Consider the following 21,050-nt stretch of genomic DNA (forward strand, 5'->3'; position numbering starts at 1 on the left):
ATGTCCTGGTTTCAGCGTATCAAGGAAGGGTTACGGAAATCCTCGTCGCGCCTCGCGACCGGGATCACCGATATTTTCACCAAGCGAAAGCTGGACGACGCGGCGGTAGAGGAACTCGAAGATCTGCTGGTCATGGCGGATCTGGGGCCCGCAACGGCGGCGAAACTGGCGGCGGCGATTGCCAAGGAACGGTTCGACAAGGAAATCGAACCGGACGAGATCCGCGCCGCGCTTGCCGACGAGGTCGCGACGATCCTGGAGCCGGTCGCCAAGCCGCTCAGCATCGACAGCGGCGCCAAGCCGCATGTCGTCCTGGTTGCCGGCGTCAACGGCAGCGGCAAGACGACCACCATCGGCAAATTCGCCAAACACCTGCGGGCCGAAGGCAAGACCGTGATGCTCGCCGCCGGCGATACCTTCCGCGCCGCCGCGATCGAACAGTTGAAGGTCTGGGGAGAACGGACGGGTGCGCCCGTGGTCGCGAAGGAGCAGGGGGCGGATGCCGCCGGGCTTGCTTTCGACGCGATAGAACGCGCCCGCCGCGACGGTGTGGACGTCCTGTTGATCGATACGGCGGGACGGCTTCACAACAAGGCCGGCCTGATGGAAGAATTGAAGAAGGTCATCCGGGTTATTCGCAAGCTGGATGAATGCGCCCCGCATGACGTGCTGTTGGTCCTGGATGCCACGACCGGCCAGAACGCGATCGCCCAGGTCGAGACCTTCAAGGAAATGGTCGATATCACCGGGCTGGTGGTGACGAAGCTGGATGGAACGGCCAAAGGCGGCGTGCTTGTCGCGCTGGCCGAGAAATTCGGTCTGCCGGTCCACGCGATCGGCGTCGGGGAACAGGCCGATGATCTGCGGCCCTTCGCAGCCAGGGATTTCGCCCGCGGTCTGATGGGGTTGGAAGACTAGGGCAAAATGCCTAACGGCCCTCGGGGCCTCACGAATCCGCGAATTTCCGTTTCGCTTCCGCGAGGCTCTGGAGCAGTTGTCGTCCCGTTTCGCCGCCGTCGCCGGCGACCTTCTGGTTGATCACGACTTTCACGAGGTCGATATGCGAATCCACCAGATCGAGCAGTTGCGGTGTGATCGTCGCGTGTTCGTTGGTGATGTCGTAGAGGGATTTTCCGAACTGCGAAATCAGCGGGTAACCGAAGATACCGCCCTGACCGCGCAGTTCCAGCGCCAGCGTGTGCATAGTGGCGAATTGTTCTGACGCCTGATCCGGGTCTTCCACTGCGCGGTGATGGGCTTGCTGAAGTTCCTCGATCGATTCCTTCACCCAGTCCGAGTAATCGGTCGCCATGTTCTGGATCTTATCTTCCGCGGCTTTAAGCAGTTCTGGATCGAAGGGCGGTTCGTTGGAATCCTTGGCGGTGCCGGTTGCCAGTTTCTGTTTCAGCGATTTCGGCAGTTTGAAGATCCAGACACGCTTCTTCTTGTTCTTCATCTTCGACATGTCTTTGCCGGAATAAAGCGTCTCGATTTCGTCGTCCGTCGTCTTGCGCCGTTCGGTTTCGAACGGTTTGGACTGACGCCGCCGTTCGGGCCCGAAATAGTTCGGGCAATAGATATACGGGCGCGGATGCTCGACGACCGAGGTTATCCGCTTGGCTAGACCTTCCGCGGAAAAAGGCTTTGCCATGAATTCGTCGACCCCGGCGTCGCGGCAGGCGAACAGGACTTCCTTATCGGCTGCGGCCGAGACCATGAGGAACGGCATGAAGCGATCGGGCGATTTGCCCGCCAGCCGGATCCAGCGCAGCAGCATACCGCCGTCGACCACGGGCATGACATAGTCGCTGATGATCATGTCGATACCGGTTTTCCCGACCAGACTCTCGCCCTGGATCGCGGCGGCGGGGGCCATGAATTGGATGGCTTCCTGACCGTTTTCGGCGGTGCTGACCCGTTCGACGCCGAGCGCCCGCAAGGTGGTCACCAACAGGCTGCGCATGAAGCGGGAGTCTTCTACGACGAGTACAGAGAGGCGGGAAAAGTCGTAACGTGCCATGGATTGCTCAATCCGTCGCTCGGAGCAGGAGACGATACCGGCAGACACGGCGCTTGCCGTCGGTTGGAACCGTGTCGGTCATCCTCCCTCCCTGGGGGTTAGAAAATCAGACGAGTACGTTCAGATAGTATCCCCGGCTTGGGATGCCTTGCTTCGGCCCTGCCTTCCCGTCTAGATGCAGCAACCGTTTGAGGCGGTCGAACGCGGTTTGCAGATCAAACGGATCGCGACCCGGCCGGCCTTGCCGCTGCCTGGGGGCGGGCGTGTTTGCGGTGCCGGGAGAGGAAATCTCTCTCGGCCGGTCGAGATTGTTGCCGCCGACGCGCCGATCACCGGGCCCGCCAATACCATTATTTCCTATTGCCATAGATGGAAACTATTGCGAATCGATGGAACCGGCAAGTTTGAAACGTTCCAACTTGCTGACAATAAAGGAATACCTCGTTCTGCTTATGCTGCGGAAGAAGCACGCTTGGTATGCGGCGCAAGCACGGCTATAACCCCCGCCATGACTACTGAACAAGAGACAGACCGCCGGTCGCCGCCTTGGCTCACACCCGTATGCGAATACGGTCCGCTGGTGGTTTTCTTCATCACCTATTTGCTGGCCGACCTGTATACCGCGACGGCCGCCGTGATGGTCGCGACCGTGGTCGCGCTTATCGTATCCTATATCCTTTCGAGGAAACTGCCGAAATTGCCGCTGGTGACGGCGCCGATACTCCTGGTGCTCGGTGGCCTGACGCTGTATCTCGAGGACGATACCTTCATCAAGATCCGGCCGACCCTGGTGAACGCCCTGTTCAGCCTGACATTGCTGGCCAGCGCGGCGCTGGGACGCCAGCCGTTGAAATTCGTTGTCGGACAGGCGTTGCGCCTGGACGAAGCCGGCTGGCGTAAGCTGACGATCCGGTTCGGGCTGTTCTTCGGATTCCTGGCCTGCATGAACGAGGTGGTCTGGCGCACGCAGACGGATGATTTCTGGGTCACCTACAAGGTCTTCGGGGCGATGGGACTGACATTCCTGTTCATGTTGTCCCAGGCGCCGATGATCAACCGGCATCTCCTGGCGGTCGAGGAGGATGGCGCCAAGGCGCCGAATGCGGACGGTCAGGATCGCTGATTTTCCGCCGGTTCGCGATCAGCGCGTCATATCCCCGAAATCGCCGGGCGGATTGCCGAAAGGCGGATGGCTGTCAAAGCCGCGCACTTCGTCGAAATGCTTCAAGGCCCAATGGACCGACGGAAAAGCGAGGTCGTGCCAGGGAATGTCGTTCCATTCGAACAGCGCGACCTCCTGGCTTTCCGGGCCGGCTGCAACGTCCGGCGTCGCCAGATTCCCGCGGTAGATGATCTGAACCTGGCTGATCCGCGGAATGTTGTAGATGGCGAGCACCTGAAGGTCCGCCAGATCGGCATTGGCTTCCTCCATCGCTTCACGGCGGGCGCCGGCCTCGGTCGTTTCGTTCAACTCCATATAGCCGGCGGGAATGGTCCAATGACCTTTTCGCGGCATGATGTTGCGGCGGCACAAAAGGACGCGGCCTTCCCACATGGCGACGGTGCCGACGACGATCTTGGGGTTCTCGTAGTTCACGAAACCGCAATCCGGGCAGACCAATCGTTCCATGTTGTCGCCGTCCGGCACTGCACGGACCCGGGGGCCGCCGTCTTCGACCGTCGTTATCGGCGGATCGGTGGGCGAAGGGGCTTTGGTATCGGTCATGCAAAGATAGTGTGGTGTCGGATGGTCCGCGGCAACCCATCGGTCGGATTCATTCGACGGGACGGGTCGACTTGAGGCGTGCAGACGGTATGATGCGCCGCCCGCCGGGGTTCAATACGTTTTCAGGATAGTATTCACGATGACCTCTTCCATCGAAAAACTCTATGAAGAGGCCGACCGCCTCTATTACGACGATAAATTGGACGAAGCGGCAGCGCTCTATCAGAAAATTCTGGATCAGGATCCCGAACATCAGGCCGCCCTCCATTCGCTGGGCATCATCCATTATGACCGGGACGATTACGGGCCGGCGGTGGAGTACATGCTGAAGGCATTGGAGCAGGATCCCGAAGACATTTATGTCCATTCCAATCTGGGCAAGTCGCTCTATGGCATGGTCCATATGGGTGAAAAGAAGAAGGCCAAGAAAATCGCCCGTCAATGGATGGAGAGTTTTCCGGAAAACCGGATTGCGCTTCACATGGCCGCCGCGGTCACCGGGGATGAAGTGCCGGACCGTGCGAATGACGACTACGTCGCCCAAACCTTTGACGAATTCGCCGACACCTTCGATTCAAAGCTGGAGGAACTGAGCTATCGCGCGCCGGAACTACTGGGCGAAGCGGTGACGCGTCATGTTTCCGAAAAGGATCTCCGTATTCTGGATGCAGGCTGTGGCACAGGCCTGTGCGCCCCGCATCTGCGGTCATTGGCGCGGAAGCTGGAAGGCATCGATCTGTCGGAGGAGATGCTGGCCCTTGCCCGAAAACGGAAGCTCTACGATCGTTTGAGCCGCGCGGAACTGACGGAAGCCCTGCAAACCCGAACGAAGCGGTACGACGTCGGTGTTGCGGCCGATGTGCTGTGTTACTTCGGTGATCTGTCGGCGGTTTTCGGGGCGATGGCGGCGGCCTTGAAAGCGAACGGTCTGTTTGCCTTTACCCTGGAGACGCACGGCAAGTCCAAGGATTACGACCTCGGCATAAGCGGGCGCTATACCCATTCCACGAAATACGTCCGGCAAGTACTGGCGCAGTCGGGATTCGAGTTGATCGAGGCGGAAGACGCCCAATTGCGGACTGAATACGCGCTTCCGGTGATGGGATTGGTCGTCGTCGCGCGCAAGCAGGCCTGATCCACCCGTCGCCCGGACGGATCACACCAGTATATTCACCAGACTGCCGCGCGGAAGCGGGTTTTCCCGGTTTTGGATATCGGCGGCCGAAATGGACCGGGTGCTACGCTGCGCGGCACGCGTGGCGGATGTGTCGGTCGACGCCTGCACCGTCTCAGCGGCGCTGGTTTCCTGAAGGGTGCGAACGAAGTTACGGCTGTTGGCAGGCTGTTGACCGGCGCGGTCGACAGGCGACGCCGGCGTTTGTGCCGCTTGGGATCGTGTCGTCAGCAATTGGCGGCTGCCCAATGGGCCGCCCGCACCGATGACGTCCATTTCCAAATGCTCCTGCCGAGCCCCTCATCTTTCACTTTATCGCGGATCGGCCAATGGAATGTAAATAATATTTTACAAATATTCACAAACCCGGCCGGCATACAAACGGCGGGGGCCTTGGGATCCCCGCCGTTTCAGGTGCACTACCGGAAAAAATGCTCTAACCCGCAGCAGCCGCTTCCAAGGCCGCTACCCCCGGCAATTCACGGCCTTCCATCCATTCCAGGAAGGCCCCGCCGGCGGTCGAGACATAGGTAAAGTCTCCGCCGACGCCGGCATGGTTCAGGGCCGCGACCGTGTCGCCGCCACCAGCGATCGAAACGAGGGACCCGGCCTTGGTCAAACGGGCCGCGGTTTGCGCCAGCGCGACGGTACCCTGATCGAAAGGCTTGATTTCGAAAGCACCCATCGGTCCGTTCCAGACCAGCGTCTTGCAGGTTTCAAGTTTGGCGGAAAGATCCACGGCGCTGTTCGGGCCGATATCCAAAATCATCTGGTCTTCCGGCACGGCGTCGATCGCGACGACCTCGGCGTCGTCCGTCGGCCCGAATTCCGGTGCAATGGACGCATCCGTCGGCAGGGCGATAGAGCACCCCGCCGTTTCCGCGCGGGCAATGATCTCCCGCGCCGTTTCGGCAAGGTCGGCCTCGCAGAGACTTTTCCCGACCGATACGCCTTTAGCCAGCAGGAAGGTGTTCGCCATACCGCCGCCGATGACCAGCACATCCACGCGGCTGACGAGATTTTCCAGGACCTTCAGCTTTGAGGATACCTTCGCGCCGCCGACGATTGCGGCCACGGGGCGCTGCGGGTTCCCGAGTGCCGCATCAAGGGCTTCCAGTTCCGCCTGCATGTTGCGACCCGCTGCGGCCGGCAGCAGTTTGGCCAATGCATGGGTGGAAGCATGGGCACGGTGAGCGGCGGAAAAGGCATCGTTGACGTAGAAATCGCCGAGGGCGGCCAATTCCTTCGCAAACCCGGTATCGTCCTCTTCTTCGCCGGGGTGAAAACGCAGGTTCTCCAGCAAGGTCACGCCGCCCGAGCCCGCCTTGGCGATCGCTTCCCTGGCCGGTGCGCCGATGCAATCCTCAGCGAAAGTGACGTCGCGGCCCAAACTCGACTGCAGTGCGGCTGTTACCGGGCGAAGCGACATCGCGGCGACCTTCTTTCCCTTCGGCCGTCCGAAATGGGACATCAGAACGACGGATGCGCCCTTGTCCAGCAGGTCCCGCACCGTTGGCACGAGGCGGTCGATACGCGTCGTGTCGGTTACCTTGTTTCCATCCATGGGAACGTTGAGGTCGCCGCGGACCAGAACCGTTTTCCCACTGACCGACAGATCGTCCAAGGTCTTGAAAGCCATGCGAACTCCATTGGTTTAGCGCGTCGTTAATCACTGCCGGGGCCGAAAATCGATCCCGACGGCGTTCGCATAGCGGAAGATGGCCGGTTCTTCCAGTGCTTCATACGCCGCGCGCGCCTGGCCCGTTCAGCATCCCCGCCTGCGGTTTTCGGGCCGGGCCCGCCCGGTCTCGCTTGCTTGACCCGCTTGGCGGCCCAGCGTAACACCAGCCGAAAGCATGCAACGAGGATGATATGAAGCGCGCATTGATTACAGGCGTTACCGGCCAGGACGGGTCCTATCTGGCCGATTTCCTGTTATCCAAGGGGTATGAGGTTCATGGCCTGATCCGGCGCGCATCGACCTTCAACACCGACAGGATCGATCATCTCTACCAGGATCCGCATGAATCGGACGCGCGCCTGTTCCTGCACTATGGCGACTTGTCGGATTCGACCGGCATCCGGCGGGTGATCGGCAAGGTCAAACCGGATGAGGTGTATAACCTCGGTGCGCAGAGCCATGTCCGCGTCAGTTTCGATCAGCCGGAATACACCGCAGATATCGTCGCGACAGGGACTCTTCGCCTGCTGGACGCGATCCGCGATTACATCAAGGAAACCGGCGCCCAGGTCCGTGTGTATCAGGCGGGTAGTTCCGAAATGTTCGGCGCTGCGGGCGCACCGCAATCCGAGACGACGCCATTTTATCCGCGCAGTCCCTATGCGGTGGGCAAGGTTGCCGCGCATTGGTTCGGCGTGAACTATCGCGAAGCCTATGGTCTCTTCGTGTCGAACGGAATCCTGTTCAACCACGAAAGTCCGCGGCGCGGCGAAACCTTTGTGACGCGGAAGATCACCCGGGCGCTCGGCCGCATCAAACATGGACTGCAGGACAAGCTTTTCCTCGGTAATCTGGATGCCAAGCGCGACTGGGGATTTGCCGGCGATTATGTCGAAGCGATGTGGCTGATGCTGCAGGCCGACAAGCCCGACGATTTCGTCGTGGCGACCGGTGAGACCTATTCCGTACGCGATTTCCTGCAAACCGCCTTTTCCTATGCGGAACTCGATTGGCAGGACTTTGTCGAATTCGATGCCCGTTATTTGCGACCGACCGAAGTCGACTTGCTACTGGGTGATCCTTCCAAGGCGCGCACCACGCTTGGCTGGGAACCGAAAGTGTCGTTCCAGCAGCTGGTGGAAATGATGGTGGACCACGATATGGATCTCGCCGCACAGGAACGCACCTTGTCGGATGCCGGTCACAAGGTACCGTCCCGCAAGTTCGGTTGAGGCAGCGCATGGAACAGGACGCTCGCATCTTTGTTGCCGGGCACAGGGGCTTGGTCGGCGGGGCGATCGTGCGCCGGTTGGCGAAGGAAGGTTTCCAGAACCTGATCACGCGGACGCATGGTGAACTGGACCTGACGCGCCAGGACGCGGTTGAGGCATTCTTCGCCGAGGAAAAACCGGATTATGTTTTCCTGGCCGCAGCGAAGGTCGGTGGCATTGTCGCCAATGACAGCTATTCCGGTGAGTTCATCCGCGACAATCTGATGATCCAGACCAATGTCATCGATGCGGCCTACCGCAACGGTGTCAAGAAACTGGTCTTTCTTGGATCGACCTGCATCTATCCGAAATTCGCGGAACAGCCGATGCGCGAGGATGCGCTGCTGACCGGAAAGCTTGAACCGACAAACAGTGCCTATGCGGTCGCCAAGATCGCCGGGATCGAGATGTGCCAAGCTTATGCCAAGCAGTACGGTTTCAACAGTTTGTGCCTGATGCCGACGAACCTTTACGGGCCCGGCGATAATTTCGACCTGGAGAAAAGCCACGTCATTCCTGCCCTGATGCGCAAGGCGCATGAAGCGAAAGTCCGTGGCGATGCCTCAATGACGGTTTGGGGGACGGGAACGCCGCGCAGGGAGTTCCTGCATGTGGACGATATGGCGGATGCGACGCTTTACTGCATGCAGCATGTCGATGGGTCGACCGGGGAATTGCTGAATGTGGGTGTCGGTCGGGAAATGACGATCCGCGAATTGGTGGAAACCGTTTGCGAGGTCGTCGGCTTCGACGGCGAATTGATCTTCGACACGACCAAGCCGGACGGAACGCCGCGAAAGCTCGTCGATGTCGGGCGGCTAAGTGAGTTGGGTTGGACCGCGCGGATCCCGTTCCGTGAGGGGCTGGCGGAAACCTATCGCTGGTATATCGAGACGGGCAGCGCCTTGGCCGATTGATCCTTTGGCCGATTAGTCCTTTGGCCGTTCAGGCCCTGGAGCGTCGCCTTCTGTATCCGACGATTTCATCCCAGAAGACTTCGGCGGCGACGCAACCGGTCACGGCCAGAATGGCGAGGCCTTGGGCGAAGGTGATCGGTTCGTTCAGGATCCAGACTGCGAGGAACGCGGCGATCACGGGCTTAAGGAAGAACATGTAGTTGGCCCGCCCGGTATCGGGAACCAGTGCCAATCCGCCCAACCACAGGACAAACCCTATGGTGGTGTTCCAGACACCGAGTGTGATGATCGCCAGGGCGTTGTCCAACGGCCGGTCGAACAGCGTGGTCGGGTCGACCCAAATTCCCCAGACCAGTCCAACGAAAGGCCACAAAACGAAGAAGCCGAGCGCGAAGGTATATGTCGTCATCCGCACGGCGCCGTACTTCACGAAGAACGGCTTCGACAGGACGATGTAGATGGCACCAAGAGCGCCGCAGCTGAGTGCCAGGAACATCCCGATAACGGAGGCATCCGCCAGAACCTGACTGAGGTAACCGTCGGTGATCAGGAAGATCACGCCGGCCAGGGCGCCGAGGCCGCTGACCAGCTTCGGCGTGGAAATCGGGACCTTGTTGACGATCCTGTTCACCACCACGACGATGATCGGCATTGTGGTGACCAGCGTCGCCACCTGGATGACCGTCGCGTAGTCGAGCGCCCAGTGGAAAAGCAGTTGTGCCGCCGTCATCCCAAGGATGGACAGCGCGACGATCGCAGCGCCGTCCTTGCGCAAAGGTTCCAACAGGTTCCGGGACGATGGCCAAATCAGGGAGACGGTAACCAATCCGAGGCCGCCGAGCATGAAGCGCCAGACCGTGACTTCCGGTCCAACGACCCCGGTCAGCTTTGCGACGAACTCGCTGCTGGCATGGCCGCAAACGCCGAGGAGGAGCATCGCGTATGCCCAGTAGATCGTCGATCGCTTCATCCCGTCGGTCATGGTCGTTCCCTGTTTGTTTATTGGGCGAGCGGGAAAAACCGCTCTACTTATGGGCAAAACCTATCCCTTCGGATGGCACGGTGCGAACGGGGTTACAGGGAAATAGTGATTTTCCCGAAATGCCCGGCGCGTTGCATGTGATGGAATGCTTCCCGACCTTCGGCCAAGGCAAAGGTCCGGTCTATGACGGGCCGAACCTGATGGGCTTCGAAAGCTCTGAGCATGGAACGGAACATTTGCCGCGACCCGACATAGATACCGGTCATGCGGACAGACTTGCGCATCAGCAATGTGGGATCGACCCGATCCATGGTGAGGATTCCGATCAGGCCGATATGGCCGCCGACGCGAACGGCGCCTGCGGAACGGGCGAGCGTACCGCCGCCGCCGACCTCGACCACATGGTCGACACCGATGCCGTCGGTGATATCCAGAACGGCGTCCTGCCATTCCGGCGTCTCGCGATAGTTGATGCAATGATCGGCGCCCATGGCACGGACGCGGGCGAGTTTCTCTTCGCTGCTGGAGGTGTGAATCACGGTGGCGCCATGCATTTTGGCAATCTGCAGCGCGAAGATCGAAACGCCGCCCGTACCCAGTAACAGAACTGTCTCGCCGGCGCGCAGCTTTCCTTCTTCCACCAAGGCACGCCAGGCGGTCAGCGCCGCGCAGGGCAGGGTGGCGGCCTCCTCGAAGCTCATATAGTCAGGTATCGCGACAAGGCCGCGCTCGGGCAGGACGACTTCCTCGGCAAGGACACCGTCGGTGGCGCCGCCCAGCGCGCTGGCCATGATGGCGGCACTGATGCCGCCGCTGTCCCAATCACGGAAGAAAGTGCCGGCGACCCGGTCGCCCGGCTTCCATTCCGTGACGCCGGGACCGACGGAGAGTACCTCGCCGGCGCCGTCGGAATTGGGGATTCTCGGATAGGGGATACCCCGGGGTTCCGGGTCCAGGATGGTCGACAAGTCCCGGAAATTGATGCTGTTCGCGCGGATCCGCACCAGGACTTCGCCAGGGCCGGGCGCAGGGCTTGGCCGGTCCGCGAGATTCAAGGCATCGATTCCGTCGGGACTGACGATTTCAAAGGCTTTCATGGATATCCCCACCCGTTTTCGTGTTTCGCGATTGCAAGCGATAATGGGGCGGTATGCGGGTTTTGACCACCGTCGAAACGGAATGTGAGTTTTACGGAATTGCCGTATATCCGAACCGTGCGTGTTTCGCCGGTCTATGCCTTCGCCGGCCAATCGTATCGCAGTGCGGTGACCGGTGTGCCGTAGGTGTTGTCCTCAGCCAGGGTTTCGGTCAGGTGGAAACCATGCTTCTCGTATAGCCTGCAGGCGGCATTCAGCCCTACGAACGTGTATAGAAAGACGTGGCGATGTTCGGCCTTCTCGACAAACGCCATCGCGCGGCTCATCAGCCCATTGCCTATTCCCATTCCATGACAGGATTGGTCCAGGATGAACCAGCGTAGTTGGGCGCTCTCGGCTGCACTGCCGTCGATGCACACGGACCCGACGATCTCTCCGCCACGTTTCGCGACGAGGAACAGATCCTTTTCGGGATTCAGCCGGGCGGTGAATTCGTTCAATCCATCCAACAGGTATTTCTCAAATGCCGGACCGAACTGCCAGTTCGGACCATAGTAATCCATGTGCAAGGCGATGACTCGCTCCACGGCGCCGGGTTCGAAACCCGAATATTCCGTTTCCGTTGACATCCTCACACTCCTTCCTGGCCCGGCGTTTCCGCCGTTGTTTCGGGCGCGGCCGATGCTGCGGCGACAAGGCAGCTTGCGAGTGCATCGGCGTAGGCGTCGTCCAACGGCGCATGGCCGGCCAACAGCCGCATCCAGATCGCGCCGATAAGCATGTCGGAAAGCATGTCGATATCCGCCCCGGCGGTTATCTCCCCGCGGCGACGCGCATCTTCGAATACGGCGACAGTGATTTCGCGACGTTGTTCGAAGAATCCCTTGCGGAAATCCATGACGGCGGTGTTGCTGCCCTGTGCCTCTACGATAAGGCCGCTCAGCAATGCTGCCGCGGGGCCGGCCGAATAGGCCGCGAACAAAGTCCGTAGCATAGTCGCGATATCGGATTGTAACGCCCCGGTATGGGGGGCGATTTCGCGACCGGGCGCCAGTTTCTCGTAAATCGCGGCGGCGAGATGCGATTTCGTCGGCCACCAGCGGTAGACTGTCTGTTTTCCGACACCGGCCTGCTTGGCGATCGCTTCGATACTGGTGCCGGAATAGCCATTTTCCGCGAAGAGTTGTTCCGCGGCGGCCAGGATGGCTTGAGCGCTGGTTGTCGATCTTGGACGGCCGCGGACGGCGTTCATGATTAACCTCGACGGTAGGTTCAAATGGGACGTGGGATTAAATATTAAAAAACGAGACGGTCCGTTTTATAAAAAATAATTTTTTGCGTTGATGCAAGTCAAATGTACCGTGTCGTTTCGCGTTTAAGTTAACGAGAATGATAAAGGGGGCTGCGCGCATCGGTTCAATGTGCGGTGGGTGCAGGCTCGGGGCATTTAGACACGGAGACCGTCCATGAACCTCACGTCAATCCTGGTATATGTCGACAATACGAAGCGGTCGGAGCGCAGCTTGGCTGCCGCCGCGAAACTCGCGCGGGAAAACGACGCCCATTTGATCGGTCTGGCTGTACGGCCGCCTGTCGCCATTCCGACCTATGCGTCGGTCCATGTGCCGCAGGAAGTGTTCGAGATGTACGAAAAGGATCTGGACGAACAGATGGCCGCGGCAAAGGCGCAGTTCGATCATGCGATGGATCTGGCCGGGTGGCAGTCCCGCTCGGAATGGGCGACTGCACGCGGCGATATCGGTGTTGCCATGTGCACCGAAGGACGCGCAGTCGACTTGATCGTAATGGGGCAGGAAAACGAAGATGACGACCCGCTGCAGTATCGCGGTGTTCCGGATTACGTCATTCTGGAATCCGGTCGCCCGGTCCTTCTCGTGCCCTATGCGGGCCGGGTGGAAAATTTCGGAAAGCGTGTCGTTGTCGGTTGGAACGGCAGCCGGGAATCCGCGCGTGCGCTGAAAGACGCCCTGCCGTTCCTGAACAAGGCGAGCGAGGTCGAAATCATCTGCGTCAATCCGCCGGAGGATGAGGAGTTGTTCGGCTCCGACGCCGCGCGTTTTCTGGCCCAGCACGGTATCAATGCGCGCGTCTCGCGCGAGATTGCCAAGGACATCACCCCGGAAGACGTGCTGCTGAATTCCGTTGCCGATGGTGATGCCGATCTACTGGTCCTCGGCGCCTACGGGCATTCCCGGATCCGAGAATTGATCCTCGGCGGTGTGTCGAACCATATCCTGAAGCGAATGACGACGACCGTCCTGATGTCTCACTGATCGCGATGCGCGGCGCCTTGGCGCCGCGGTCAAGCGGCGACGATCTTGATCAATTGGCCCGGCGACAGAATGTCGTCCGGGCCAAGGTCGTTAAGAACCCGGAACGCGCGCTCGTTGAAATTGCCGAACGGCATCGTTCTGGCGAGTGCCTCCGCCGTGTCGCCCGGATGGGCTTGTGCAATGATCACACGTCGACCGCGAACGGACGAGGCCTCGGACGGCGTCAGCCGCCGGAAGCTGTATGTCGTGCGGCGAAAACCTTCGCTGAAACGGGATGTGGCGCCGGTCGGACTGACGAACAGGAACCGGAAGACGTTCTCACCGTCACCGCGGATCGCGACCGGGCGGATATCGACGGCGCCGCTGCTGCTGTTGCCCTGGGTGAAAGCCGTCGCTGCATCCGCCCCGTCGATCCTAAGTTTCTCGGCATCGCTGAAACGTGTCTGCGGGGCCCAGACATTGCGGATATAGGACAACATCGACCGGTTGCGCTCGGTCTTGGCCATGTCGAACAGAATAAGCGCGCCCTGCGGGTGTGTTGCCGCGATCCGGGTCGGACTGTTGCGCAGCAAAAACGCGTCCGGGACCGTGAATTCGAACCGCAGGGGGCCATGGACGAAGGTATGGCCGTCGATGATTCCCTGTTGCGGGTCATCACCGTAGAGCATCCCGTTGATCGCGTTCAGATGCGGATCCCGACCGACGAGCGCATTCGTCACCGAAACCGCGTCGGCCTGCCGTTGCGCCAATCGCACGCGTTCGATGGTCCGGGGATGGGTGGCCATGATGTTGAATTCATCGACGGATCCCGATGGCAGGCCGTTCATTTCGGCCTCCAACATGGAATGTTCCCGCAAGGTCGATAGGAAGGTGACGGAGCCGTCCGGATCGTAGCCGGCCTGCGACATATAGCGAATGCCCAGTGTGTCGGCCTCCAATTCCTGGTCACGGGAATGACTTTGGATGGCTAGGCCGGCGACCTGGCCTACCGCATTGGTCACGGCGGAGTTGCCCAGCGCCAGGCCCAGCACGCCAATGCCGAGTTGCGCGAGTTGCGCTTGGCTCAGGCGTTCCGCCGTATGGCGGGCATTCACGTGACCCAACTCATGCGCCAGAACGCCCGCGACCTCGGCTTCGTTCGAAGCGAGAGACAGAAGGCCGCGGGAGACGTAGACGAAGCCACCGGGCAACGCGAACGCATTTACGATGGGCGAGTTCACGATGGTGAACTTGTAGGGGAACTGGTACTCGGTGAACTGTGCCGCCTTGAAACCGATCTGTTCGATGTAACGCTGCAGCCGCGGGTCGTCGTACTCTCCGCCGAATTGCTTCACCAATTTCGGGTGCTCCTGCCGGCCGAGGGCGATGTCGTCCTCGACGGAGTAGAAGCCGGTGAAGGTGTTTCTTCCGGTCGCTTTGTTGGTGGTCACACAACCGGTCAATGCGGCGGTGCAGGCACAACCGCTCCCCAGCAAAAAATGGCGGCGGCTCATCCGCGGTTGAGTAAAAGTCTGCATGATCACCCGTCCGGATCTGTCCCGTTGTAACTTTCCATTTAAGTGGTGCGCCCGGAAATCAAAAGGGCCGTTGACGGTTCAATTCCCGCCATGTCTCAAAACGCAAATTGCAAATCTTGGTTAACTTTGCAATTTGCAAACCAATTGGCGAAATCCTTTGTCGGCGGTTTCGTTCGATCCGGTCGAACTCAATCTTGCTAAATTAGGAAGGCTTCAGCAATCGAATGCTATACAGTTGAAAATAATAGGGTTTTCCATTTTTTGGGAGGGGTTCGGCAAATCCGGCACGCTCTGGCACAGAACTTGTTGTTATGGGGGCAAGCAAGGCATCGGCCGAATGGCAAGGCAGCAGTCCTCCCCATCGGATCATGCAGAACAAACCAAATGATCCAGTCGGGTCATGCAGGCGTAACGAAGATCGGAACGAGCAGGAATGAGCATGAAGAGTTTTCTGAAAAGAACCACGGCCCTTGCCTTTGCGGGTGCATTGTTGACGGGCTGTGCCGTCAGCAGCTTGCCGGATATAAAGGCGTCCACGCCGTCCGGCAGCGCTTTCGACGTCGCCCTGCACAAGGAATATGTGGCGCTCGCCGAAATGGAGGCTGCTGAATACGACTGGGCCGACGCCGATACGTTCACCGTGCGCGCCCGGAGCGTCCTTGAAGGTAATTCCCCGCTGCCGGAGGAAATCTCCGCGCGTGATCTGCCGGCGCAGACCGTTCCGGTCCTGACCGCGGCCCGTGAGCGTTTGATGAACGCGCTGAATGCTGGCGGCCGTGACGCGTCGCCCGAGCATGCGGCCGGCGCCCAGGGCGCTTTCGATTGCTGGATGCAGGAGCAGGAAGAAGACCTGCAGCCGGAAGATATCGCGGCCTGCAAAAAGGACTTCATCTTCCATATCGAAAAGCTGGAAGAGGCGATGAAGCCGAAGGAAGTTGCCGCCGCCGCGCCGAAGCCGGTCGCGCCGCCGCCGCCGCTTCCGAAAGCAATCGTCATCTATTTCGGGTTCGACAGCGCCAAGCTTACGGATGCTGAAGCTGCCAAGATTGATCAGGCAATTGCCGCCTACGACTCCGGCAAAGCAACCGTTCTGCGGCTCGCCGGTCACGCGGATACCCGCGGCGATGCCGAATACAACCAGAAGCTTTCCGAAGCGCGGGTGGATGCGGTGTTCGCGGCGCTTGCGGCGAAGGGCTTCAACCTGACGAAGATCCGGACCACGGCACTGGGTGAAGATCTGCCCGCCGTGCAGACCGGGGACAATGTGAAGGAACAGAATAACCGTCGCGTTGTCATCAGTTTCGGACGGTAACTAACGTCCGGCAAAGGCTTCGAGCGGTTTCCGCTCGAGGGCTTGGTCCCCACGGCGCTCACGCCTCCCGTACCCCCCAGTGGTCGCCGTGGGGATCCATACCTAGAAGACCGGCTGGAAACAGTCGACGATGGCATCGTCCCCGTGGCACGCACGCCTCCCGTACCCCCCCAGTGTGTGTCATGGGGATGATCCATACCTCCCCCAAAAATCTAGATCGATACGCCGATGGCCGGGCTGTGACTTCCGGCCCTGTCCCTATCGCGCGAAGCGCTTTACGGTAGCCGACTATCGAATCGACCGGTCGTCCCGAAGGAGAGCTAATCATGATCCGTCTGCTTATCGCCTTGATCCTGCCCTGGCTGACCTTCTTCACCATCGGCAAGCCGATCCAGGGGATCATCTGCCTGATCCTGCAGATCACGCTGATAGGGTGGGTTCCGGCCGCGATATGGGCGGTCTACGCGCTCAGTCAGTACAATACGGATAAGAAGATCCGCGAAGCCGGGCTGGGCTCTCTCGACCAATAAGGTCGGGACCCGACACGTTCGGGGCCCGGATCATGAAGGCCAAACAGGCATTCTGCGCCGCCCCGGTCAGGACCCGATCTGACGGCTTTGTGCTGCAGCGTCCAGGAAGGCATGCAGCATCTCTTCGACGGGCTGTTTCGATATGCCCCGCGTGATCATGACAATCTTTGACGTATGATCCTCTGAAGTCCATTCGGGCAGGACGGCCGGCGGATGGAAGACGTGCTGCACGCCATGAATGGCGACGGGGCCGTCCGCCTGTATCACATTCAGGATGCCTTTGATCCGCAGCAAATTGCTGCCATGGACCGAGATCAACGCTTCTATCCACTCTACGAAAGCGTCCCAGTCGATCGGTTTTTCGTAGGAGATGCAGAAGCTGCGGATCTGATCGTCGTGGCGGTTCACGTCATGATGGTGCCCGTGTTCCCCATCATGGTCGCCTTCGTGCCCATGATGGTGGTGATGCTGGTGCTCTTCCGCATAGGCCTCTTCCTGCAGCCAGCGTTCGACATCCGGGACCTTGGTCGCGGGGTTGTACAGGCCCGCATCGAATAGAACCTCCGGATCGACATCGCCATGGCTCACTGCCAGGACACGCGCCGCCGGGTTCAAGACGGTCAGGCGTTCTTCCAGGCGGTCCGGGTTTGGGCCTTTGATCATATCCGTCTTGGTCAGCAGGATCCGGTCGGCCACGGCGGCCTGTTTCACGGATTCCGGATTGTTGTCGAGTTGCAGGGCGCCGTTCACTGCGTCGACCGTCGTAATCACGCCGTCCAGACGATAACGCGTGGAAATCACCGGGTCGGTCATCAAGGTGTGCAGGATGGGGGCGGGGTCGGCCAGACCGGTCGTCTCGATGATCAGACGTTTGAATGGCGGGATTTCGCCTTTCCATCGGCGCCGGATAAGGCTTCGCAGGGTTTCAATCAGATCGCCCCGGATCGTGCAGCACAAACAACCGGAATCCATCACGATCGTATCTTCCGAGCTTTGCTCGACGAGCAGATGATCCAGGCCGACCTCGCCAAACTCGTTGATGACGACCGCCGTCTCCTCCATGCCGGGATGCTTGAGCAGCGATTTCAGCAACGTCGTCTTACCGCTGCCGAGAAAGCCGGTCAGCACGCTAACCGGAAGGCGTTCCTGTCCGTCGTCGGTGGTGGTTTGTTGCGTATCGGTCATCATACCCTCGGCTTTGCCTTGATCCTTTTCCCTAAACCAGGATAACGGTTGGTCCAAGGCCTTCCAGGGCCGCATCATACGAAAGAAATAGCCCAACAGATAATCCCGGGGAGGGGTGCCGTGACCGATCTGATTTCAATGACAGCGGTGGAAGCCGTCGACAGCCTGCACAAAGGCGATACGAAGCCCGAGGACTTTGTCGATGCGGCCTACGATCGGATTTCCAAGGTCGACGGTCCGGTGAATGCAATGGTCACGCTCTGTCCCGAACGTGCCCGCGCCGCCGCGAAGAAACCCGGTCTGAAAGACACATTGCTGGGCGGCCTGCCCGTGGCCGTGAAAGACCTGAATGATGTCGAGGGGGTACGAACCACCTATGGGTCGCCGATCTTCGCGGACCACGTTCCGGCCCGATCGGACATCATGGTGGAAACGGTTGAGGCGCGCGGCGGAATTACGATCGGCAAGTCCAATACGCCGGAATTCGGGGCCGGCGCAAATACGTTCAACGAGGTTTTCGGAAAGACCCGCAATCCTTGGAACACGGCGCTGACTTGCGGCGGGTCGTCCGGCGGATCGGCGGTTGCCCTGGCCACCGGGATGACCTGGCTTGCCACCGGCTCGGATTTGGGCGGGTCGCTGCGCACGCCGGCCAGTTTCTGCAATGTCGTCGGTTTCCGACCCAGCCCCGGGACGGTGGCGCGCAGTTCCTCGTCCATGCCTTACGATAATCTGAGCGTGCAAGGCCCGATGGCGCGCACGGTCGAGGATGTCGCCCTGTTTCTGGATTCGATGGCCGGTGTGCATATCGAAGATCCGATTTCCAGACCGTCGCCGGCGAAGAGTTATCTCGATCAGGTCCGAAACCCGAAGGCGCCGAAGCGTGTCGCACTCTCGCCCAATCTTGGTTTTCTCCAGGTCGACCCGCGTGTGACGGAAATCATCAAGGGCGCCGCGGGCACGTTCGAGGCGATGGGCGCCACCGTGGAGGAAGCCTGTCCGGATCTGACCGACACGCCTGATATTTTCCAGACAATGCGTGCATTGATTTTCGTTACGGGCCATGCGCTCGACCTGGAGAATCATCGGGACAAGCTGAAGCCCGACGTCATTTGGAATATCGAAAAGGGCATGGGTTTGAATGCCGACGAGATCGGTAAGGCGGAACGGGCGCGTGCGGCGTTGTATGCCCGTGTCGCGTCCTTTTTCGGGGAATACGACCTGTTGGCCTGCGCCACCGCGATCGTCCCGCCCTTCGATGTCGATCAGCGCTATGTCGAGGAGGTGAACGGTCATCGATTCGACAACTACATCGATTGGCTGGCGATGAGCTACGCGATCACCTGCACGTCCTGCCCAACAATTTCGGTGCCCTGCGGCTTCACGGAAAACGGCCTTCCGGTCGGTATCCAACTGGTCGGCAAGCCCCGTGGCGACGGCGAACTGCTTGCGATGGCACACCTTTTCCAACAGGCATCCGGCATCTCGACGCAACCCATCGAACCGAAAGGGTAAGGCCGGCCGTTTCGCCTGCCGCGGTACTTTGCTGCGGCTGCGAAGGTTGCTTGCCTGCCCGCAACACGGCGGCTATCGTTCGGTCCGGTTCAAAATGCCGGCGTGTCAACGACCGGATGGCGGCATTGGCCGTCAATGGGGCGGGTAACGCTCGCAAAAAAGGAGTGGGAATTCATGGACAGCGCGTTGCTGCATGAAGATCTTAACGGATATTTTTTCGAAGATCTCAGTGTTGGAATGTCCGCCGTTTTTGCGAAGACGATCACCGAAGCCGATATCGTCCTTTTCTCGGGCGTGACCGGGGACATGAACCCCGTGCATGTGAACCAGGAATTCGCCGAAGACACGATTTTCAAGGGCCGTATCGCACACGGGATGCTGACGGCCAGCCTGATCTCCACGGTTCTGGGAACCAAGATGCCGGGGCCGGGCTGTATCTATCTCAGCCAGGATCTGCGCTTCCTGGCGCCGGTGCGCGCGGGCGACACGGTCGAAGCGCGCGCGGTGGTCACGGAGCTGATCCCCGAAAAGCGGCGTCTTATCTGCAAGACGACGGCGCGTGTCGGCGATACCATCGTATGCGACGGGCAGGCCAAGATGATGGTCCGCTCCCGTGCGGAGCTGAGGAAGTAGCACGGCCGGCGGTCGTCCGCTGCTCTCCGATCGAACCACATGCGTATCCTTCATCATGTTTCAGACACACCGGACGACCTGAAATCCGGCGTGGTCGTTCTGGGAAACTTCGATGGCGTTCATCGCGGCCATCAGGAAGTGATCGGGCAGGCCGCTGAAAAGGCCGACGCAGCCGGCGCGCCGTTGCTGGTCGTGACCTTCGAGCCGCATCCACGCCGTTATTTCGCGCCGAACGAACCGCCCTTCCGGCTGACCGATTTACGCAACAAGGCCCACCATCTCGCTGCGCTCGGCGTCGATGCCCTGGTGGTGCTCAGCTTCAACGCCGAATTGGCGGGTATGACGGCGGAAGCTTTCGTCGACGACATTTTGGTTTCCGGCCTCGGGGCGGGGCATGTGGTCGTGGGGTACGATTTCTGTTTCGGCAAGGGCCGGACGGGAACCCCGGCGTTGATCCGCGACCGTGGCGGCATCGATGTCATGACAGTCGATCCGCGCGCGACGCATGACGGAATCATCTATTCGTCGACCCGTATCCGTGACTATTTGCGGCGGGGCAATCCCGGGCAGGCTGCCGCACTGCTCGGCCGACCTTTCGAGATCGAAGGCAGGGTCGAAAAGGGGCAGCAGTTGGGCCGCACCATCGGATTCCCAACCGCCAATCTGGACCTCGGCGAGTATCTGCGTCCGGCGGTCGGCATTTATGCGGTGCGCTGTGGTGTCGAGGCCCAGAATCAGTCCACGGTTACCTGGTATAATGGCGCGGGGTACTACGGCAATCGCCCGACCGTCGACGGAACGGGCGAGTTGTTCGAGGCTTTCCTGTTCGATTTCCAAGGCGATCTGTACGGAAGATATCTCCGCGTCGCGTTGATCGAATTCATCAGGCCGGACAAGAAGTTCGACGGCTTGGATGATTTGCAGAAACAGATCCAGCACGATTGCGCCGTTGCCCGGCGCATTCTACAGACCCGCGCGGCGGGTGGTTGACGGCATCTGAAGTGCCGGAAAACGGCACGCAGCCCCGCGGTCTTCCACGCTTGACCCCGTATGGTGTGAAAACTAGGATCGCGCGCCACGAAACAAGGCTGATACAATGCTGTTCATGTCGCCGATAGCATATCGGATTATTCGTCGAATTATCGGCCCGGCCCTGACGATATGACAGGAGCCGGGACAGGCGCGTTGCAACTGCG

The 21,050-nt window shown here is 60.0% G+C and carries 21 protein-coding genes; 11 read left to right on the forward strand and 10 right to left on the reverse strand.

Annotated features, from left to right (window positions below):
- Window positions 1–918 (forward strand): signal recognition particle-docking protein FtsY, encoded by a 918-nt coding sequence (gene ftsY / locus ACQK2G_RS02265; protein ID WP_425403392.1) that lies wholly within the window; start codon window positions 1–3, stop codon window positions 916–918.
- A gap of 28 nt (window positions 919–946) precedes the next feature.
- Here the strand turns inward: ftsY and ACQK2G_RS02270 are convergent, their stop codons facing one another.
- Entirely contained in the window at window positions 947–2,020 is a 1,074-nt protein-coding gene (locus tag ACQK2G_RS02270; protein ID WP_425403393.1) for a response regulator, read from the reverse strand.
- 508 nt (window positions 2,021–2,528) lie between these two features.
- Between ACQK2G_RS02270 and ACQK2G_RS02275 the strand changes: the two genes are divergently transcribed.
- Complete coding sequence (locus ACQK2G_RS02275) at window positions 2,529–3,143, forward strand: septation protein A (protein ID WP_425403394.1); 615 nt, start codon at window positions 2,529–2,531, stop codon at window positions 3,141–3,143.
- An 18-nt stretch (window positions 3,144–3,161) separates the two neighbouring features.
- Here ACQK2G_RS02275 and ACQK2G_RS02280 read toward each other — a convergent pair whose 3' ends face one another.
- On the reverse strand, window positions 3,162–3,746 hold the full coding sequence (locus tag ACQK2G_RS02280) for an NUDIX domain-containing protein (RefSeq protein WP_425403395.1): 585 nt from the start codon (window positions 3,744–3,746) through the stop codon (window positions 3,162–3,164).
- A gap of 139 nt (window positions 3,747–3,885) precedes the next feature.
- On the opposite strand from ACQK2G_RS02280, the gene ACQK2G_RS02285 reads away from it, so the two are divergent.
- Window positions 3,886–4,881, forward strand: a complete 996-nt coding sequence (locus tag ACQK2G_RS02285; protein ID WP_425403396.1) for a methyltransferase domain-containing protein — start codon at window positions 3,886–3,888, stop codon at window positions 4,879–4,881.
- A 21-nt stretch (window positions 4,882–4,902) separates the two neighbouring features.
- Here ACQK2G_RS02285 and ACQK2G_RS02290 read toward each other — a convergent pair whose 3' ends face one another.
- Both ACQK2G_RS02290 and ACQK2G_RS02295 read right to left on the reverse strand, forming a co-directional pair.
- Window positions 4,903–5,196 (reverse strand): hypothetical protein, encoded by a 294-nt coding sequence (locus ACQK2G_RS02290; RefSeq protein ID WP_425403397.1) that lies wholly within the window; start codon window positions 5,194–5,196, stop codon window positions 4,903–4,905.
- Between the two features lie 160 nt (window positions 5,197–5,356).
- Window positions 5,357–6,559 (reverse strand): phosphoglycerate kinase, encoded by a 1,203-nt coding sequence (locus ACQK2G_RS02295; RefSeq protein WP_425403398.1) that lies wholly within the window; start codon window positions 6,557–6,559, stop codon window positions 5,357–5,359.
- 233 nt (window positions 6,560–6,792) lie between these two features.
- Between ACQK2G_RS02295 and gmd the strand changes: the two genes are divergently transcribed.
- A complete protein-coding gene (gene gmd, locus ACQK2G_RS02300; protein ID WP_425403399.1) occupies window positions 6,793–7,833 on the forward strand; it encodes a GDP-mannose 4,6-dehydratase in 1,041 nt (346 codons plus the stop codon).
- Window positions 7,834–7,841: 8 nt separating this feature from the next.
- Entirely contained in the window at window positions 7,842–8,789 is a 948-nt protein-coding gene (locus tag ACQK2G_RS02305) for a GDP-L-fucose synthase family protein (protein WP_425403400.1), read from the forward strand.
- Between the two features lie 28 nt (window positions 8,790–8,817).
- Here the strand turns inward: ACQK2G_RS02305 and ACQK2G_RS02310 are convergent, their stop codons facing one another.
- From ACQK2G_RS02310 to ACQK2G_RS02325, 4 genes are all read right to left on the reverse strand, one after another.
- Window positions 8,818–9,771 (reverse strand): DMT family transporter, encoded by a 954-nt coding sequence (locus ACQK2G_RS02310; RefSeq protein WP_425403401.1) that lies wholly within the window; start codon window positions 9,769–9,771, stop codon window positions 8,818–8,820.
- A 92-nt stretch (window positions 9,772–9,863) separates the two neighbouring features.
- Complete coding sequence (locus ACQK2G_RS02315; RefSeq protein ID WP_425403402.1) at window positions 9,864–10,868, reverse strand: zinc-dependent alcohol dehydrogenase family protein; 1,005 nt, start codon at window positions 10,866–10,868, stop codon at window positions 9,864–9,866.
- 134 nt (window positions 10,869–11,002) lie between these two features.
- Window positions 11,003–11,497 (reverse strand): GNAT family N-acetyltransferase, encoded by a 495-nt coding sequence (locus ACQK2G_RS02320; protein ID WP_425403403.1) that lies wholly within the window; start codon window positions 11,495–11,497, stop codon window positions 11,003–11,005.
- A gap of 2 nt (window positions 11,498–11,499) precedes the next feature.
- Window positions 11,500–12,120 (reverse strand): TetR/AcrR family transcriptional regulator, encoded by a 621-nt coding sequence (locus ACQK2G_RS02325; protein ID WP_425403404.1) that lies wholly within the window; start codon window positions 12,118–12,120, stop codon window positions 11,500–11,502.
- Between the two features lie 214 nt (window positions 12,121–12,334).
- Here ACQK2G_RS02325 and ACQK2G_RS02330 point away from each other — a divergent pair, with 214 nt between their 5' ends.
- A complete protein-coding gene (locus tag ACQK2G_RS02330; protein ID WP_425403405.1) occupies window positions 12,335–13,162 on the forward strand; it encodes a universal stress protein in 828 nt (275 codons plus the stop codon).
- Window positions 13,163–13,191: 29 nt separating this feature from the next.
- Here ACQK2G_RS02330 and ACQK2G_RS02335 read toward each other — a convergent pair whose 3' ends face one another.
- Entirely contained in the window at window positions 13,192–14,679 is a 1,488-nt protein-coding gene (locus ACQK2G_RS02335; protein ID WP_425403406.1) for a M48 family metalloprotease, read from the reverse strand.
- A 439-nt stretch (window positions 14,680–15,118) separates the two neighbouring features.
- Here ACQK2G_RS02335 and ACQK2G_RS02340 point away from each other — a divergent pair, with 439 nt between their 5' ends.
- The gene (locus tag ACQK2G_RS02340) at window positions 15,119–15,991 is read left to right on the forward strand and encodes an OmpA family protein (RefSeq protein WP_425403407.1); all 873 of its coding nucleotides are present in this window, start codon (window positions 15,119–15,121) and stop codon (window positions 15,989–15,991) included.
- A gap of 326 nt (window positions 15,992–16,317) precedes the next feature.
- Window positions 16,318–16,521 (forward strand): YqaE/Pmp3 family membrane protein, encoded by a 204-nt coding sequence (locus ACQK2G_RS02345; RefSeq protein WP_425403408.1) that lies wholly within the window; start codon window positions 16,318–16,320, stop codon window positions 16,519–16,521.
- Window positions 16,522–16,587: 66 nt separating this feature from the next.
- Here the strand turns inward: ACQK2G_RS02345 and ACQK2G_RS02350 are convergent, their stop codons facing one another.
- Complete coding sequence (locus ACQK2G_RS02350; RefSeq protein ID WP_425403409.1) at window positions 16,588–17,706, reverse strand: CobW family GTP-binding protein; 1,119 nt, start codon at window positions 17,704–17,706, stop codon at window positions 16,588–16,590.
- 120 nt (window positions 17,707–17,826) lie between these two features.
- On the opposite strand from ACQK2G_RS02350, the gene ACQK2G_RS02355 reads away from it, so the two are divergent.
- From ACQK2G_RS02355 to ACQK2G_RS02365, 3 genes are all read left to right on the forward strand, one after another.
- Entirely contained in the window at window positions 17,827–19,221 is a 1,395-nt protein-coding gene (locus ACQK2G_RS02355; RefSeq protein ID WP_425403410.1) for an amidase, read from the forward strand.
- A 174-nt stretch (window positions 19,222–19,395) separates the two neighbouring features.
- Window positions 19,396–19,854, forward strand: a complete 459-nt coding sequence (locus tag ACQK2G_RS02360; protein ID WP_425403411.1) for a MaoC family dehydratase — start codon at window positions 19,396–19,398, stop codon at window positions 19,852–19,854.
- Window positions 19,855–19,893: 39 nt separating this feature from the next.
- Window positions 19,894–20,844: a bifunctional riboflavin kinase/FAD synthetase gene (locus ACQK2G_RS02365; protein ID WP_425403412.1), complete on the forward strand. Its 951-nt coding sequence runs from the start codon at window positions 19,894–19,896 to the stop codon at window positions 20,842–20,844.
- The last annotated feature ends 206 nt before the right edge of the window (window positions 20,845–21,050 follow it).

The organism is Hwanghaeella sp. (assembly GCF_965227365.1).
In the GTDB taxonomy this organism is placed as follows: Bacteria; Pseudomonadota; Alphaproteobacteria; order UBA8366; family Aestuariispiraceae; genus Hwanghaeella.